We start from the raw sequence: 15,421 nt of genomic DNA, 5'->3' as shown, positions 1-15,421 counted from the left end.
AACTGAAAAATCCGCCGGCCCAACGAATATTCGTTGGGCCGGCGGATTTTTTCGCTAGAGAGGCAGCTTGCTAGGCAAGCGCAGTCGCAATGCCGTAGAGCACCATCACGAAGGCGAAGCCGATAACCGAAACCAAAGCCTGCCCGACGGTCCACACCCGCAAAGTCGTCGATACGTCCATCTGCAGGAAGCGGGACACCAGCCAGAAGCCGGAGTCATTCACATGGCCAGCGAACACCGAACCGGCGGCCAACGCCAGAACCATGGTGGCCACCTGGAAAGCAGTCAAGGAGCTATCAGCCAAAATTGCCGGCTGAACGATGGCAGCCGCGGTGGTCAATGCCACGGTGGCCGAGCCCTGTGCCAAACGCACGATGGCTGCGATCAGGAAGCCCGCGATGATCAGCGGCATACCCACCGACTGCAGCGAATCCGCGATAGCATTGCCGATGCCGCTGGCACGAAGCACTCCACCGAACATGCCGCCGGCTCCGGTGATCAAGATGATCGAGCATACCGGGCCGAGAGCCGAGTCAACGACGGTCTCAACCAAGGTCTTGTCCTTGCCCTTGCGGAAGCCGAGCAGGAACATTCCGAGCAACACAGTAATCAGCAGCGCCACCGGGGTCTCGCCAAACAGGCGAAGCCAGGTAACCCATGATGCTTCTGCATCAACGATGCCGGCGCTGCCGAGCATGTTCAGCCCGGTGTTCATGAAGATCAAGATCAGCGGCAGAAGCAGCAGGCTGAAGACAGTTCCTACCGATGGAGAGGACTTGAAGTCATCCTTGCCAGTGCCGTTGCCCAGTGCTGCATCCAGGATGTCTGGTACTGGGATGTTGAATTTCTTGCCAACGAACTTGCCAAACAGGTGGCCGGAGAAGAACCACGTCGGGATGGCGACAACGAGGCCAAGAACGAGGACCAGGCCAACATTCGCTTCAAGCAGACCCGAAGCCGCCACTGGGCCTGGATGTGGTGGAACGAAGATGTGCATCACAGAGAATGCAGTTGCCGCTGGAATTGCGTAGTACAGAACAGATCCACCCAGGCGGCGTGCCACGGTGAAGATGATTGGAAGCATGACCACGAGGCCAGCGTCGAAGAAGATCGGGAAACCGAAGAGCAGCGATGCCACGGACAGCGCCAGCGGAGCACGCTTTTCACCGAACTTGGAGATCAGCCAGTTGGTCATCACCTCGGCGCCACCGCTGGTTTCCAGCATTCGGCCGAGCATCGCACCAAGACCCACGAGCAAGGCGACGCTCGCAAGCGTTGAGCCGAAGCCGCTGGTCAAAGTGGTGATCACCGATGCCGCAGGAATGCCTGCGGCAATTGCCGTCAGCAAGCTGGTGAGAACCAGAGCCACAAAAGCGTGGACCCGGAAGCGGATAATTAGGACCAGCAGCACGGCGACCGCCGCTACCGCGAGTCCGAGGAGACCGGGCGTACCCAGCGTCCAGTTCATTTCGAGCTCAGTTGTCATTGTCGTCCTTGATCAATGGTTGTTCATGCCAGTTGCTGGCAGGTGGCTTATGCGAGGTGCGCTACTCCGAGGTCAATTACAAGTTGACGCACGATGTCCTCAGGGGAATTGGAAATGTCAGCGGTGAGTACCGCTTCATCAGCGGTGGGCAGCTCCAGGGTTGCCAATTGGCTGTCCAGCAGCGAGGAAGGCATGTACTCGTGGGAGCGTGCGTTCATTCGATCGCGAATAACAGTGGGCACACCTGCCAGGTGCACAAAAATGGTTGACGGTTCCAAGGAGCGAATCAGATCGCGGTAGCTGCGCTTCAGGGCGGAGCACGCAATCACCAACGGTTCTCCCTGGTTGGTTCCTTCAGCAAGCTTCTGGCCAATGACACGCAACCATGGTTCGCGGTCCTGATCGTCCAATGCTTCGCCTGCGGCCATTTTCTGCTTATTGGATTCGGGGTGCAGGCTATCGCCGTCGACGAACTGACGATTCAGCTCATCTGCCAGCATCTGGCCGATAGTCGTCTTGCCGCTGCCCGAAACACCCATAACGATGATGGCTGGGACCAGTTCACTCATGTATTCACTCCGTCGTGCGCAAACCTAATATCAGACTTAAGGATTGTTTGATTGGATAAAATCTGATTTAACAAGCGTATGAGCGACGGTGACCCATGTCAACCATTTCACAAGACTCGAACCTCGGCTTCTTGAAAACCACAGATCAAACATCATTTGCAAGCGGAAACATCACGAACCTTCAAGTTAAACTTGAATCTATGTTGAGAAAAGCCCGAGAATCAACAGGCCCTCTATAGAACCCCAGCTCAAAGCAATGTAATGTCTGGATTAAGTGGTCAAACCCGATCACTAGAGATTCTGACCATTGGAGCGAATCATGGGATTCATTGGATGGATAGTTTTGGGCCTGATTGCTGGCGCTATCGCAAAAGCAATCCTGCCAGGCAAGCAAGGTGGCGGATGGATCGCAACCTTGCTGCTAGGGGTCGTCGGCGCATTGCTCGGCGGCTGGATTGGCAGCCTCATCTTTGACAAGGGAATGAGCGGGTTCTTCTCACTTTGGAGCTGGATCCTGGCCATCGGCGGCGCATTGATTGTCTTGGTCGTTTGGGGATTCATCACCAAGAAGCGCGCCTAGTCGGCCATTTTTACACTTGTCCCTTTCGCCATTCAAGAAACCCGCCCAGTGAACTGGACGGGTTTCTTCTTGCTTGGCATCCTGCGTCAGGCACAGTGGGAACCTAGCATTCTGCCGTAGACTTCGAAGACTGGGGATCACTCCCCGAGCACTACGTTAAGGACTCCCGTGGCCATTGATCCCATGATCCCCACCGCAGACATTCGAGCTCCGAAAAAATTCTTGTCCATCGGCACCGAACGAACGCGCTGGCGCGGATTGATTCATGCATGGTCAACTCCGGGAATCATCATCATGAATCTGGTGCTCATCGTCCTGGCCGATGGGCGCCTTGCCGAATGGACCAGCGCAATCTTCGCGATATGCTCCATCCTGCTCTTTGGCACCTCCGCGCTCTACCACCGCGGAAATTGGACCGACAAGGTCATGGGTCTTTTCCGCCGAGCGGATCACGCCAACATTTTCCTGCTCATCGCCGGCACCTACACACCGGTTGCTGCGCTGACACTCCCGGGCAAACAGGCAATAATCGTCCTATCCATCATCTGGGCTGGAGCAATAGCCGGGATTGCCATCAAAACTATCTGGCCCACGGCACCGCGCTGGGTCGGCGTGGGTCTCTACATCCTGCTCGGGTGGGGCGCGCTCATGCAGCTGCCAGCATTTTGGGCGGCAAATCCGGCAACCATGATCCTGATCCTTGCCGGCGGGCTCGCATATACGATTGGAGCCGTTTTTTATGCCACCAAACGGCCCAACCCCTTGCCGACAGTCTTCGGATTCCACGAACTATTCCATGCCTGCACAATCATCGCGTTCCTCTGCCATTGGACTGCAGTACTGCTCGTCGCGCTTTAGACCAGCACATTGCATAGACTCGTGGCCGCCAACTCACAAGAGCTGGCGGCCACGTGCGCGTTCAACGGACGCTAGCGCTGAGCGTAGCGCCGACGGACGAAGAACAAGCCGACCAGCGAAATCACGGCGATGGCCATGTAGTAGATACTTGGCGCATCCAGCGAACCCGTCACCTTGAGCAACCAGGTCAGCACCAGCGGAGCAATGCCCCCGAGCAAGGTCACGCCCACGTTGTAGGCAACTGACAATCCGGAACCACGGATAGCCGCTGGAAACAGTCCCGAGAGCAGCGCAGGAAGCGGTCCGAAGTAGAAGGACATGATGACGCCAAGCAGCGCAATCACCACCACCATGACCCCGACTGTGGGTGTGGAGGTCATCAGCTTGAACAAAGGATAGGCAAGCACGAATGCAGCTGCTGCCGCATAGGTCATCACCTTTGCAGGCCCAACGCGGTCTGCCAGATGCCCGACAAGCGGCACCCCGCACAGCGTGATGACGCCAGCTGCGATGCCGCCCAAGAAAGCCGCGTCACCCGGAATGCCCAGGTTATTCACGGCGAAGGTTGGCATGAACAGGATCAAATAGACAGAGATCGTGGCGACACCAATGACCGCAGATCCGGCCAGCAGCCGCCCGTAGTGCACTTTGAAGAGGGTCCCCAGCGGGAACTTTTCTTTCACCACGGATGTGAATTCCTCGGTCTCTTCCAGCCGGGCCCTGATGTACAGCCCCACCGGACCAATCAGCAGGCCCACGAAAAATGGCACACGCCAGCCCCACGCTTCCAGGTCCTGTGGACTCAGGCCAGTAGTGAGGAAATATCCGAACCCGGAGGCGAGCATCATCGAAGCGCCTTGGCTGGCCACCTGCCACGAAGAGTAGTAGGCCTTTTTATGCGGAGCCGTTTCGATCAGGAATGCGGTCGAGGTTCCGAATTCGCCACCGGCAGAGAATCCCTGAATCAGGCGGGAAAGCAGGATGATCAACGCGCCTGCCACGCCGACCGACGCGTAGGGAGGAGCCACGGCCATGATCAAGGTGCCCACCATCATCAGCCCGAGGGTGAGGGTGAGCGCCTTCTTCCGTCCCTTGCGATCCGCATAGCTTCCCAGCACCATCCCGCCCAGCGGGCGGATCACGTAGGAAATTGCAAAGGTTGCGAAGGTGAGGATCAGTGCGAAGGTCGGATCCGACTCGGGATAGAAAACCTTGGCAATGGTGGTGGCAAAGGTGGCATAAACAATGATGTCGAACCATTCCAGGGCAGCGCCAATGGAGCTGGAAATGACCGCCTTGCGGGCCATCGCGATCTGTCGCGCGGTGGCTGGACTAGCCGCACTCATCGGCTCAGCTGCGCGATCAGCGAGTCAATGAAGTTCTCGCACTCGGCGATCTGGTCGAGCAAGATGTATTCATCCGGCGCGTGTGCCTGGGCGATGTCCCCAGGGCCGCATACGACGGTCGGAATGCCCGCGGCCGAGAACAAGCCCGCTTCGGTACCATAGGTTACCTTCTCATCGGTGGCGATCGCCCCGCAGGCTGCCGCTAGCGCGACAATTTCCTCGCCCGGCTCGGTATCCAGGCCGGGAGCACCAGCCTGCTGCTCGAAGCTGACCGAGCACGACGGATTCTTGACGCGCATCTGGGCTTCGAGCTTGGCTGCCTCATCGCGGAAGCGGGCCGTGAGCTGCTCGCGATCCACCACAGCCAATGAACGGTACTCGAAGAACACCACCGCTTGCGAAGGAATGGTGTTCACTGCGATGCCGGCATCAAACTTGTTCACGTTCATGGTGGTGGGCGGCTCGATGAATGCTGCATCCTGCGGCCCGCTGGTACGCAGCTCCTGGGACACTTCCTCGACAAAGCCGGCAAAGCGCAGCGCATAGGAAATCGCGTTCACGCCCTCGGAGGGCAGCGACGAGTGCGCGGCGACTCCGTTGAACTGCACGCGGAACACATTCATCGACTTGTGTCCGCGAATCGCCCGCATGCTCGACGGCTCCCCGACAAAGCATCCGCGGGGTGCCAATCCGTCGTCCACGATCTTGTCCACCAAACTCACCGCACCGACACAACCGACCTCCTCGTCGTAGGACAGCGCCAGGTGGATTGGTTCGAAGAGCTGGGCGCTGGTCAGCTGATCGAGCTTGGCCAGGATCACGCCCAGATAGCCCTTCATATCGCAGGTTCCACGGCCGTACAGCTTGTCGCCTCGTACCTGGGCATCAAATGGCTCGCTGCTCCAGTCCTGCCCGTCGACCGGGACCACGTCGGTGTGCCCCGAGAGCACAATGCCGCCAGTGCGGCCGCCATCGCTCGCAGGAATGGTCGCCAGCAGGTTGGCCTTGGTGCGCTCTTCATTGTGAATCAGCGTGGACTCCACACCGTGCGCTCGAAGTTTTCCGGCAACACTTTCGATCAGCGGCAAATTGCTGTCGCGGCTCGTGGTGTCCACCGCGATCAGCTCGCGGATTTCTTTCATGCTTGCTTCGGTGGGTGCAGCCATTACAACTCCTGGGTACTCGGCTTCGTTACACAGTTTTCATGCTGTCACACCTAGTCACTAGCGCATAGTAGATGTCCAACAATGGCTTTGGGCTCTTTGCCGACTACCCCTGCGGCTCGCGGATCGCCGCCAAAGACGCCAATGGCACCCGCTCTCGCGGGTGCCATCAGGTCACTGCTTCTACCTGCCCAAGTTATCGCGGGCATCCTTGGCGGCGTCCTTGACTGCTTCACCAGCCTGCTTGGCCTCCGCTGCCGCTTGGTCCTTGATACCCTCGGCTTGCAGCTCCTCGTTGCCGGCGGCATCGCCCGCGGCTTCCTTGGCCTTGCCCGCAGCTTCCTGGGACTTGTTCTTGAACTTGTCTAGCAAACCCATCAGATGTACTCCTCACGCGGTTGGTCCAACGTCGTACAATCTCGACACTACCGGTTGAGTACTCGAGCCAGCTGGCCAGCGCCTGCGCATTGGCTGGAATCTATTCGCCGAACCGGCGCCGGCCTCGGCCGGCGGATAGGCCATGCGCTCGCCGGTCCGTTGGGTCCTGCGCCCCTAGGCCCGGCCCAGGACTGCCACCAGGAAGTCCTCGCCTGGTTCGCGCAGTGTCCAGGTCGAGTAGCGCTGCTGAACCGCCAGCCCTGCGCGTACCGCATCGGCGGTGAATTCCTCGAATGCGTAGCCGCGCCCGGCACCGAATCCGATGACCAGGCGGCCATCGGCAGCCAGATGCTCCCGCATTTTCTGCAGGGCCGGCAGGCGTTCAGCCTCGGACAAGAACGTCACGACATTGCCGGCCGAGACGATCAGGTCGAATTCACGAAGATGCCCTGCACCGTCGTCCACGGTGAATGAGGCGAGATTCCCGACCTGCCACTGCGCCAGCGGATAGTCTTCGCGGGCGACGTCGATCAAGTGCGCGTCGAGGTCGATCCCGACCACCTGGTGCCCCTGCTCGGAGAGCCATCCGCCGATGCGTCCGGTGCCGCAGCCGGCATCCAGGATCCTGCTGCCGCGTTCGGCCATCGCATCGATGGTGCGCGCTTCACCGAAGATGTCCTTGCCTTCGGCGGCCAGATTCCGCCAGCGCTGCGCAAAGTTCTGGGAATGGTCGGGGTTGGCCCGCAGATTGGCGAGCCAGAGGTTTTCGTCAGGTGCACTCATGCTTCCATTTTCCCACGGCACACCCGTAAACCTGCCGTTGGCTGGCGCTTCGCTTCGGCCTTCTTCCAGGATTTCGCCCTGTTGCGGATGGTCCGCCGCAGGCGTTGAGCCAGGGCTCTGCAGGAGCGCGCCGCCTTCCACTTATTGGTCTGCACCGGTGGCCTTGCAGTTGTGGTCCATGGCGGCACGAATCCAAATAGCGAGCTGGTCATCAGTGACGATGGCTTCAGCGGCAACCTGGATCCAGCCCTGGCCCATGATGCGGCCGCGCCCCATTTCTGCTTGGGAGGCCCCTGGCCAGCCCAGCACCTCCTCATGCTGCCCGCATTCGACTCGCACGAGCAGTCCCCCGTCTTTGTGGACGCTGACGAGCATTTTCTCGTTGACCATCAGGGACCTGCCGCCGAACATCGAGACCTCCCGCGCCGCGGGCTCGGCTGCAAGCATCGACCTCAGGCGCGCAACGACCTGAGATTGCTGGGGAGTCATGGCATTCACTTGTTCAGGCCTGCCCGGTCGGCCGGTAGGACATGCGGTCAAAAATCAGCACGCTGTGCACGATCAAACCGTCTTCGACGGTGAAATACTCCGCGGCCGGGGTCGTGGCAGTGACGGCGGTCTGCGGGTAGTAGAACAGCGCCACCCGATCGCCCTCGGCGAATTCCGCGATCTCACCGATGCCGGTCAGCATTGGCGCGAAGCCGCCGATGAAGTCCCGGTAGGCGTTGATCCCTTTCAGATCCATTCCGGGGGCACGGCAGATGATGTCCTTGGAAACGCAGCTCATGGCCGTATCGATGTCTCCGGTGGTCCATGCTTGGTGATATTTCTTCACGATCCCGTGCGCGGTGCCCCGATTCATCGGATTCTCCCGTTCTTCCTTCTGCGCAAGCTGCTTGTGTCCTTTCTATTTTGGCAAGGGGTGTCAAGGACTGCACCTAATTCGCCGCCTGTCCCTGCCATGGCTTTCCACTTTCCGGATTCGGTCAACGGCTTGAGGTCAGAGAACTGCTCCGGCCAAACACCGTCCAAATACGAACGAACGGCCGCAAACCCCTCGGTGTTCACTGCAAAAACCTGCTGAGGGCCTTCTGGGGTATTGATGAAGAGTCCTGTTTTCCCCAGCGCCTCTAACTGATGAGAAGTCGTTTGCCGTGAAAGTTCTCCGGGCTCGGCAGTGGAGAGCATGGGTTGCTCGGCTAGATAGATGATCTTCAGGGACTCCCTGCGATTCGCATCGGTTTGCGTGCGCAACGACAGTCCAAGGTCGATGGCTGATGCTGAACCTTCCATGGCGCCTCCTGCAGCAAGTGGGCCCAGCGTAACAAAAATGCGGGCTTGTGCTCGTGAAAGTCAGCGTATTTGGAGAAGGGGAAAACGATCACTTGCCGAAAGGAGAGCCGAGATTTGCCGCGGCAATGAAATACCGCGTTTATCGGGCCGTTGTACAATCAACGCCAGCTGCAACCCTGACGCCCTTGAAGCGGCGTTCTCTCTGGCGGATTGGAAGAGGTGAAAACGCAAGCGGCAAGTATCGCATATTTAGTTGATGCCTGGCCCGAGCGGCATGCAAAGCCTAGACAACATTTTTGTTCGTTTGCTGGCACTCGCCGATGCCGATTCGACGAACCTTGGATACAGAAAAACCGCTTCAAGCACTCCGGTCAGGAGTTTTGAAGCGGTTATCTTGTTGGTGGGCCCTACCGGGATCGAACCGATGACATTCACGGTGTAAACGTGACGCTCTACCAGCTGAGCTAAAGGCCCTCCTGCAGTTTCAAACAAGGAATTTTCGCTCCTTCATCCGTCTTCTGCAACAAAAAATAATTTAGTACACCCGGGACTGACTTGGCAAATTGAACAAGGTAATTCCACAAAAGAGTGCCGAGCGTCACTATCGCAGCATGTGAATATTCGCCGTGCTGCGATCAAGGCTGGGGGCTGAAAGACGCAACGCTTCAGCGATCGCTAAATTTTCCGACCCGTGAGCCAAGCTGGGCCCATGAAGAAATCACTCGCATTCATATCACTGGCGCTATGCATTGCGCTACCCGCTTGCGGTGCGCAGGCTCGGTCCCAGACTCCTCTGGAATCAGCGGCATTGCCCACTGCCGCACAGAGCCGCGCTACCGAAACTGCAGATTTGGCTGGAAATTGGAAGCAGACGAATTCACTGGACCCCAACGCGTACCAGGCCGCGACGATCGACGAAGATTCCATCACCATTAATTGGGTCACGAATAATGGGGATACCTCGTCGCTTTATTGGGTTGGAACTTTCAAAACATTGGGGACATCAACAGGTTCCTACTCGTGGACCTCGAAACGCGATCGCAAAGCCACAGACAGCGCGATCTTGGCCTCGGGTGACGACACCAAGAAATTCACGTTCAAAGATGGCGAGATTTCCTACGAAGCAGGAATCATGGGCACCACAACAACAGTACGGCTGCGCAAACAGTCGAATTGAGCGCTGGGCGTCCACTATCGAGCTTGCAGCGTGTCGGATAAGCCGGGCATGCACGAAAAAATCCTCGATCCGGATGGATCGAGGATTTTTTTGCTTGGTGGGCCCTACCGGGATCGAACCGATGACATTCACGGTGTAAACGTGCGTGTTTCCCACTAGATCTAGCGGATAGATTGGGGTGCTTACGTGTTTCTTACGTGTTCAGGATTTTTCTGGGATTGGCTCAGAGAAAACGTAAGCTTACGTTTTATTGGCCCTGCTATTCAGCGCTTTCGCCGCTGGGGTTTTCCACTTCCAGTTCGTCCCACCATTGGCGCACTCGCGGGTCTTGGTAGGGGCCGAGGTTTCCATATTGATCCATAAGGCGAATTCTAGCCGAGACCGTCCCGGTCCTCGAAACGTTTAGGTTTCTTCATCAAGCGCACTCGGTCATAGAGAACGCTAGTTGTTTGCAGCGTCCATTCCGGATCCATCGGCCTATATTCGATTGTCTCGTCTTGCTCATGTAGCCACTGCGGCGAAACGAATTCCAAATGGTAGGGCGCGTCAGTGCTTCTGATTTTTCGGCACCGCCACTTGGGCACCCACGAAGTAAACCAGTGCTGAGCCGGTCCGCTCCTGTACGCGATCAGCGGGTACGTCACCTGGACCATATCCCCGCACCACGCGACCGCCGTGCCAGCCACGGCGCCGCCTTCGACCTGGATCTCCAGGAAAGGCCGCGCATAGGGATCATATGACCGCAGCAGCTGAGGGTCAGGAGTAAATTGCACGGATCGATTCTATCGGCCACCGAGCACGATGAATTTTCATTCTCTTGGAACAAAGAAGGCTGGCCTATCGACTTCTAGGGAAGGTACGCATATGGTTGAAGTTCGCGGCATTAGGGGCAGCATTGGCCACCCGCGTATGAGGAAAAAACAACCAATAGAACTTTGACCTCAACCTACTCGCAAAATTGCCCAATTATCGAGCAAGAAATGTAGGACACAATGCCAGGACGCTATGCACGATCGACCACAGCAACCCGAGTCTCAGAGTTCATCGGAACCAGAAGCGGGCGAAGCTTTCTACGCGAACATTCGTGGGAAGAAGGAATGCCGATCGTTGTCTCACAACCACAAGAACTACTCACTGAAGCCATGGGACTCGTCGCGACCCAGAACGACACCGCGCTGGTGGCGTTGGTTGATCCCACAAACGATGAACTGCTTTTCATCTACATCTCGCTACCCAACAAGAATCTTGAAGTAGTGCCGACAGAACCTCCGCGACAGACCATTCTCGACTTCTACCGCACAGTCAACGGGACATTCGCACGGACCTTCCGAGTGCGGGGGTGGAAGTACAGCGCCATAGCCCACGCAATAAACACTTGCGACAGGTTGCTCGATCCTCACGATATCCTGCATGGTTCAAACCGCGGCGAAGTGGTTCCAATAGAATCTACGATCTAAAGCAAAAAAGCCGCCCCACCCTCGTCTGAAGGTGGGGCGGTTCTCAGTAAGTGATAGTAATACGAATCATTACTATCACTTACGCTGCGTATTGCTTGCCATCGATTATGGTTCGCCCGTCGATGATCCGGTACACGAATGGCCATGACTCAGTTTCGTCGTAGTACGCGAATCCGATCCCCTGCTGCCACTGCTCGACTACTTTCGCCGGCGATCCGTTGGCGCCGATGGCACCATTCACGGATGGGACCGCCCCGTCTACTCGGCACATGCACCCTGGGTTGGCGGAGTATGAGCGGATTGGTTCTCCGCGTGGGCCCATGACCTGATGGTGGGTGATCTCTGCCCTATGAGTGTGTCCTGCCCAGGTGTTGAGGTGCGGCAGTTCGTGGATGTACTGAGATGTGGTGGAGCCCTTGCTGTTGGCTCGGGTTCCGTGGATGTTTCGTGTGGTGTCGTTGTCCCAGTCGGTCGCTGCAGGGTATGCGTCAACATAGGTGATGTCGAGCTCGTCGAGGCGCAGCAGGTACGGGACGGACATTGTCGGCCATGATTCGGGCATGTTGGCGCGTCGTAGTCCAAACGCTGCGAGTGCGTTGGTTTCAACGAAGTTTTGCATGCGTTTGTCGTGGTTCCCCTCGACGATGATGATGTCCGCGTTAGGTGCGACTGCTCGGAGTTGAGCTAGCCATGCGTGGGCGGTGTCGAAAGCTTTTTGTGTGGTTAGTGCGAATCCAGCCTCTTGTGCCCAGCGTGATTGGGATGGCATATCGAGGAAGTCGCCTAGGATCTGGATCTTGTCCGGTTGGTATTCGGCGCAGACCATGACGAAGATGTCCATGGCTCGTTGGTCGTGGAATGGGTCTAGTGTGCCGTCGGCTAGTCGCCTGTATCCGATTTGGTGGTCAGCGGATTTGAGCGCTAGTTTATGCGGGCGGTACGGTGCTGGCGCGGGCTGCGGGATTTTGACTGTGACCGGTTGTGCTTGCTGGATTACGGGCCAAGCTGGGTCCCCGGCTTCCGCGGCGCTTTTGAATCGGACGTTGTTGATTTTGTTCCAGAATCCACCGGAAGGGTTGGTTGTCACGCCCCAGTTGAAGGTGACTTTTTCTGGGTCTTGGCCTTTGGCGCGGATGAACTCGCAGAAGTCGTTGTAGCCCCAGGCTTTTTCTGAGGTGATGGTGTAAGCGTCAGCGCTTTCGCTTGTCCCGGACTGTTGCACAACTTCTTGAACGTTAGGCGCTGCGGCTGGTTTATGTTCAGAAGTCGGTACGTTATTGCCTATTGCTGAATTTGTGGCCTGTTTTTCATCTTGTTCGGGCGTGGTCGGAGTTTTGTTGCCGCATCGGCATGTTTGGTTTCGGTGGTTGTTGATGGTGCTTTTGCTGACTAGGTGTCCGTAGTCTGCGAGTTGCGCGGCCATTGCGCGGGATGTGATCGTGGGTTGGTCTTGTAAGCCCGTGGTGTTGAGGGCCGCAGCGTAGGTGCAGTGCACGGTTCTCCTAGCGGCTAGAAGTTGAAGTGTTAGATGCCAGGCACCCGGCTAACGTACGCGTCCCGGGTGCCCAGCTTTGCAACGGTCCAGTAGCCGTTGCGCTACTCCCGGGAGCTACCCGGAAACTTTGGGGTTGATCATTTTCACCTCTTGACGAAAATGATCGGCGGATGCTATTCGGCTACGTGCTTGCCTTCGTATTCGGCCGCCACGTCATCGATTCGTGCGTTGACTGCTGACGCATCAAGCTTCACTGCGACAGTCTTGTTTGCCGTCACGTCGGTGTTGCCTGCAGCCACGAATCCGAACGCTGCACCGATGACGCCGAGCACGGCGCCGGCGCCGACCGCCCAGATGGGTGCTGGCGTCTGCACGGCCGCGCTGTAGGCGAGAACGGATGACTGCGCGAGGGACAGTACGCCGAAGCCGACGTATAGGGTGGTTCGGATTCGGGCGGGGATGAGTTGGGTCCAGTTAGACACGGTTATACTCCTAGTTTCTTGCGGGTTTTGGGTCCTGCGACGCCGTCTGGGACGAGCCCTACTCGGCGTTGGTAGTCGCGGGTGTTTGCGGTGGTTTGGTCGCCGTCGTAGCCGTCTACGGTCTGCTTGGTGTATCCCTCATTGCGCAGGGCTCGCTGGACTGCTTTGACCTGTTCGAACTTGGCTTGGGTGACCGGGCCCCAGTGACCGTCCGGTTTGAGCCCGTGCGCCTTCTGGTAGGCCTTGACCGCGGCTTTCTGCATGCTGCCGTTCACTCCGTCGATGTCACCCTTGTAGAGGCCCATCTTTGTGAGCGCGCGTTGGATGGCCTCGTTGTCAGCTTTGCTGTTGCCGGACTTTGCAGGCTTGGGTTTCGGCTTGGCAGATGGTTTCGGCTTCGCCGGGGTGACGTTGCCAACCGGCAGGACTTCAATCCGTGGCGCCGAACCAGGCTCCACACCGAATTTCTTGAACGCGAGCTGCGGATCGTAATCCGAATTAGAGTTGCGCCAGTCCGCCCACAGTTCAAAGTGAAGGTGCGGTGCGGTCTGATGTCCGGAGCGGTTGTTGTGGCCGAGCAGATCGCCACGCTTGACCTTGTCCCCCACCTTCCAGTGGTCAAGCACGCGCATGTGGTTGTATCCGTTACCCTCACCATCAGGGTTGGAGATCAGCAACCCGCCTCCGGTGCGTCCGCTAGCCCATGTAGCCATTCGGTTGCCTGGTCGGATGCCCCTTGAGATCCTGCGGATCGTTCCATCGAATGCCGCATAGATCGGCCTACCAACCTGTCCCGGCTTTGGCGGGGCAATGTCCATTCCCTTGTGCCCGGGATACCCGCCGCGGTCTGCGTGGTTCTGGGTGAGTCGCCCCTCGAATGGGGACACCATTTGTGCCACTGGTTTTTCTTCTTTCTGGTTCGGTTCGGTCAGGTCAAGGAATTCTTCCCACCGGTCGGCGAGACGCATTTGCGCTGGGCAGTCTTTGCCGGTCCAGGCGTGGTGTTGCTTCACCTGAGAGCGCGCGAGCTTGTGTTGGATCCGCCAGTCACGAACGACACCGGCTGCGCGTATGAACGCTTCGTCGTAGTCGCCGTCTGCGTTGACGCAAATTTCGACGGCCAGCGAATTACGGTTGCCCTCATCGGCGCCGGCGTGCCAGCACTGGGCCGTGTCTGGGTAGGATCGGATCGCTTCGGTGTCATCGACTTGGACGTGCCAGGATGCTTGGCGTGCTCCCCCGCTGGACTGCAGGTCTGCGTGTGCTTGTGCGTCAGCGCCGGCCGCCTTGTTCGCTGTCTCGTGGACCGTGATTGAGGTGCACCGGTTGACCCCGTCATAGATTTTGTCGCTGTGCGTGACCAGTTGTTCTTTCACTGGTGACTCCTTGCTGATTTTGGGTATGAAAAAAGCCACCAGGTCGCTGGTGGCTTAGTCGATGTTGATGTTTGGCCGTGCAGGCGGATGGTCGGACTTGCGGTAGAAGTCCCATCGATGAGTCAGGTCGTCCCACGCTGCGGTGAAGAGTCGGATTGCGTCGCGCAGTCGGCGGATTGTTTTGTCCTGTTCGCGAATATGGGTCTCCAATGAGTCGACACGTCCGGAGAGCTTGTTCCGCTCTTCTCGTTCAGTGTTGAGTTCTTCGCGAAACCTGGCTACGTCTTCACGGAGATCATCTGCGATGTCCAACGCCATTTGCTGGGCAGTTTTAGCGGCGGCGAGATCCGCGTCTTTCTTCTTCACTGGCGCTTCTTTGCGGGACTGTCGGTACTGCCAGAAACCACCGCCGAGAACGGCAACGAGGATTGTGACGATGCCAGTGATGATCGCTTCTGGGCTCATTGTGTGTCGTTCTCCGTTTCAGTGATGATCTTCCGTGTGGATCGTTCGATCAGCACAAGGGAAACGAAGCGGAGAAGGCATCCGATAGACAGTGCCAGTGGCATCCCCCAGGAGAACACGCTCCCTGGATAGTGCCAAGAAACGCTGATTGCGAAGACGGCGAATCCGCCGAGGCTCAGTAGCCAGCCGAAACGCTCCAAGGCCCAACCCTTTGATACCTCGTCGCCAGACCAGTTCAGTCCGACGAGTGATATCGCTCCGCCGGCCGTCAGGAATACTGCAACTAGAACGACCACCACAAGGGGCATCTGGTCCATGCTTTTGGACGGTGAGAACGTTGTTGAGGCCACTGATATGGCGACGAGCAATCCGAATCCGAAAGCAATCGAGGCCACTATAGTGTCGAGCGGATGCACGAGGAGTCTGTCCCACCACGTGGGTGGGTTCCTCAACGGCTGGTAAACGTGTGTGGGCAATGGGCCCACCTCCTAGAATTGGATCTGGTCACGGCGG

General features: G+C 57.9%; 19 protein-coding genes and 1 tRNA gene. 4 read left to right on the top strand and 16 right to left on the bottom strand.

Going from position 1 to position 15,421, the window contains the following annotated elements; translation table 11 throughout:
• Window positions 1-70: 70 nt before the first annotated feature.
• Together H6F58_RS07215 and H6F58_RS07210 are read right to left on the bottom strand one after the other, a co-directional pair.
• A complete protein-coding gene (locus H6F58_RS07215) occupies window positions 71-1,486 on the bottom strand; it encodes a GntP family permease (protein ID WP_195181484.1) in 1,416 nt (471 codons plus the stop codon).
• A gap of 47 nt (window positions 1,487-1,533) precedes the next feature.
• Window positions 1,534-2,055 (bottom strand): gluconokinase, encoded by a 522-nt coding sequence (locus H6F58_RS07210; protein WP_195181483.1) that lies wholly within the window; start codon window positions 2,053-2,055, stop codon window positions 1,534-1,536.
• 319 nt (window positions 2,056-2,374) lie between these two features.
• Between H6F58_RS07210 and H6F58_RS07205 the strand changes: the two genes are divergently transcribed.
• Both H6F58_RS07205 and H6F58_RS07200 read left to right on the top strand, forming a co-directional pair.
• Window positions 2,375-2,635: a GlsB/YeaQ/YmgE family stress response membrane protein gene (locus H6F58_RS07205; protein WP_060701523.1), complete on the top strand. Its 261-nt coding sequence runs from the start codon at window positions 2,375-2,377 to the stop codon at window positions 2,633-2,635.
• Between the two features lie 168 nt (window positions 2,636-2,803).
• Window positions 2,804-3,493 carry a hemolysin III family protein gene (locus H6F58_RS07200; RefSeq protein ID WP_257746297.1) on the top strand — a complete coding sequence of 230 codons (690 nt, stop codon included), beginning with the start codon at window positions 2,804-2,806 and terminating at the stop codon, window positions 3,491-3,493.
• Between the two features lie 71 nt (window positions 3,494-3,564).
• Here H6F58_RS07200 and H6F58_RS07195 read toward each other — a convergent pair whose 3' ends face one another.
• From H6F58_RS07195 to H6F58_RS07160, 8 genes are all read right to left on the bottom strand, one after another.
• Window positions 3,565-4,839 carry an MFS transporter gene (locus tag H6F58_RS07195; protein WP_171919075.1) on the bottom strand — a complete coding sequence of 425 codons (1,275 nt, stop codon included), beginning with the start codon at window positions 4,837-4,839 and terminating at the stop codon, window positions 3,565-3,567.
• Window positions 4,836-6,005 carry an acetylornithine deacetylase gene (gene argE, locus H6F58_RS07190; RefSeq protein WP_244652404.1) on the bottom strand — a complete coding sequence of 390 codons (1,170 nt, stop codon included), beginning with the start codon at window positions 6,003-6,005 and terminating at the stop codon, window positions 4,836-4,838. The genes H6F58_RS07195 and argE overlap by 4 nt, the downstream gene beginning before the upstream one ends.
• A 180-nt stretch (window positions 6,006-6,185) precedes the next feature.
• Complete coding sequence (locus H6F58_RS07185) at window positions 6,186-6,380, bottom strand: CsbD family protein (RefSeq protein WP_146275063.1); 195 nt, start codon at window positions 6,378-6,380, stop codon at window positions 6,186-6,188.
• Window positions 6,381-6,554: 174 nt separating this feature from the next.
• Entirely contained in the window at window positions 6,555-7,163 is a 609-nt protein-coding gene (locus tag H6F58_RS07180; RefSeq protein ID WP_195181482.1) for a class I SAM-dependent methyltransferase, read from the bottom strand.
• A 141-nt stretch (window positions 7,164-7,304) separates the two neighbouring features.
• Window positions 7,305-7,652, bottom strand: coding sequence for a TfoX/Sxy family protein (locus H6F58_RS07175; protein WP_146275061.1), 348 nt, complete (start codon window positions 7,650-7,652; stop codon window positions 7,305-7,307).
• A gap of 13 nt (window positions 7,653-7,665) precedes the next feature.
• A complete protein-coding gene (locus H6F58_RS07170) occupies window positions 7,666-8,025 on the bottom strand; it encodes a nuclear transport factor 2 family protein (RefSeq protein ID WP_195181481.1) in 360 nt (119 codons plus the stop codon).
• Window positions 8,022-8,456, bottom strand: a complete 435-nt coding sequence (locus H6F58_RS07165) for an ArsR family transcriptional regulator (RefSeq protein ID WP_195181480.1) — start codon at window positions 8,454-8,456, stop codon at window positions 8,022-8,024. Before H6F58_RS07165 ends, H6F58_RS07170 begins: the two co-directional genes overlap by 4 nt.
• A gap of 398 nt (window positions 8,457-8,854) precedes the next feature.
• Window positions 8,855-8,930, bottom strand: a tRNA-Val gene (locus H6F58_RS07160).
• A 235-nt stretch (window positions 8,931-9,165) separates the two neighbouring features.
• Here H6F58_RS07160 and H6F58_RS07155 point away from each other — a divergent pair.
• Window positions 9,166-9,633 (top strand): hypothetical protein, encoded by a 468-nt coding sequence (locus H6F58_RS07155; protein ID WP_195181479.1) that lies wholly within the window; start codon window positions 9,166-9,168, stop codon window positions 9,631-9,633.
• A gap of 371 nt (window positions 9,634-10,004) precedes the next feature.
• Here the strand turns inward: H6F58_RS07155 and H6F58_RS07150 are convergent, their stop codons facing one another.
• Window positions 10,005-10,406 (bottom strand): hypothetical protein, encoded by a 402-nt coding sequence (locus H6F58_RS07150; RefSeq protein WP_195181478.1) that lies wholly within the window; start codon window positions 10,404-10,406, stop codon window positions 10,005-10,007.
• Between the two features lie 324 nt (window positions 10,407-10,730).
• Between H6F58_RS07150 and H6F58_RS07145 the strand changes: the two genes are divergently transcribed.
• A complete protein-coding gene (locus tag H6F58_RS07145; RefSeq protein WP_195181477.1) occupies window positions 10,731-11,090 on the top strand; it encodes a hypothetical protein in 360 nt (119 codons plus the stop codon).
• A gap of 79 nt (window positions 11,091-11,169) precedes the next feature.
• On the opposite strand, the gene H6F58_RS07140 is transcribed toward H6F58_RS07145, so the two are convergent.
• The 5 genes from H6F58_RS07140 to H6F58_RS07120 form a co-directional block, all read right to left on the bottom strand.
• A complete protein-coding gene (locus tag H6F58_RS07140) occupies window positions 11,170-12,585 on the bottom strand; it encodes a hypothetical protein (RefSeq protein WP_195181476.1) in 1,416 nt (471 codons plus the stop codon).
• 173 nt (window positions 12,586-12,758) lie between these two features.
• Entirely contained in the window at window positions 12,759-13,067 is a 309-nt protein-coding gene (locus H6F58_RS07135) for a hypothetical protein (RefSeq protein ID WP_195181475.1), read from the bottom strand.
• 2 nt (window positions 13,068-13,069) lie between these two features.
• The gene (locus tag H6F58_RS07130) at window positions 13,070-14,443 is read right to left on the bottom strand and encodes a peptidoglycan-binding protein (protein ID WP_195181474.1); all 1,374 of its coding nucleotides are present in this window, start codon (window positions 14,441-14,443) and stop codon (window positions 13,070-13,072) included.
• 54 nt (window positions 14,444-14,497) lie between these two features.
• Window positions 14,498-14,908, bottom strand: a complete 411-nt coding sequence (locus H6F58_RS07125) for a hypothetical protein (protein WP_195181473.1) — start codon at window positions 14,906-14,908, stop codon at window positions 14,498-14,500.
• Window positions 14,905-15,384 carry a hypothetical protein gene (locus H6F58_RS07120; RefSeq protein ID WP_195181472.1) on the bottom strand — a complete coding sequence of 160 codons (480 nt, stop codon included), beginning with the start codon at window positions 15,382-15,384 and terminating at the stop codon, window positions 14,905-14,907. The genes H6F58_RS07125 and H6F58_RS07120 overlap by 4 nt, the downstream gene beginning before the upstream one ends.
• Window positions 15,385-15,421 lie beyond the last annotated feature (37 nt).

The organism is Glutamicibacter sp. FBE19 (assembly GCF_015524875.1).
Classification (GTDB): Bacteria; Actinomycetota; Actinomycetes; order Actinomycetales; family Micrococcaceae; genus Glutamicibacter; species Glutamicibacter halophytocola.
The sequence above is the reverse complement of the archived record's forward strand: the minus strand, read 5'-3'. Positions and strand labels throughout refer to the sequence as shown.

What these genes read in the sequence shown, in the direction of transcription:
- H6F58_RS07180 (WP_195181482.1), bottom strand. Translation starts at nt 7,163, where the DNA reads ATGAGTGCACCTGACGAAAACCTCTGGCTCGCCAATCTGCGGGCCAAC.
- H6F58_RS07145 (WP_195181477.1), top strand. Translation starts at nt 10,731, where the DNA reads ATGCCGATCGTTGTCTCACAACCACAAGAACTACTCACTGAAGCCATG.
- argE (WP_244652404.1), bottom strand. Translation starts at nt 6,005, where the DNA reads ATGGCTGCACCCACCGAAGCAAGCATGAAAGAAATCCGCGAGCTGATC.
- H6F58_RS07155 (WP_195181479.1), top strand. Translation starts at nt 9,166, where the DNA reads ATGAAGAAATCACTCGCATTCATATCACTGGCGCTATGCATTGCGCTA.
- H6F58_RS07125 (WP_195181473.1), bottom strand. Translation starts at nt 14,908, where the DNA reads ATGAGCCCAGAAGCGATCATCACTGGCATCGTCACAATCCTCGTTGCC.
- H6F58_RS07170 (WP_195181481.1), bottom strand. Translation starts at nt 8,025, where the DNA reads ATGAATCGGGGCACCGCGCACGGGATCGTGAAGAAATATCACCAAGCA.
- H6F58_RS07165 (WP_195181480.1), bottom strand. Translation starts at nt 8,456, where the DNA reads ATGGAAGGTTCAGCATCAGCCATCGACCTTGGACTGTCGTTGCGCACG.
- H6F58_RS07175 (WP_146275061.1), bottom strand. Translation starts at nt 7,652, where the DNA reads ATGACTCCCCAGCAATCTCAGGTCGTTGCGCGCCTGAGGTCGATGCTT.
- H6F58_RS07195 (WP_171919075.1), bottom strand. Translation starts at nt 4,839, where the DNA reads ATGAGTGCGGCTAGTCCAGCCACCGCGCGACAGATCGCGATGGCCCGC.
- H6F58_RS07205 (WP_060701523.1), top strand. Translation starts at nt 2,375, where the DNA reads ATGGGATTCATTGGATGGATAGTTTTGGGCCTGATTGCTGGCGCTATC.
- H6F58_RS07210 (WP_195181483.1), bottom strand. Translation starts at nt 2,055, where the DNA reads ATGAGTGAACTGGTCCCAGCCATCATCGTTATGGGTGTTTCGGGCAGC.
- H6F58_RS07185 (WP_146275063.1), bottom strand. Translation starts at nt 6,380, where the DNA reads ATGGGTTTGCTAGACAAGTTCAAGAACAAGTCCCAGGAAGCTGCGGGC.
- H6F58_RS07215 (WP_195181484.1), bottom strand. Translation starts at nt 1,486, where the DNA reads ATGACAACTGAGCTCGAAATGAACTGGACGCTGGGTACGCCCGGTCTC.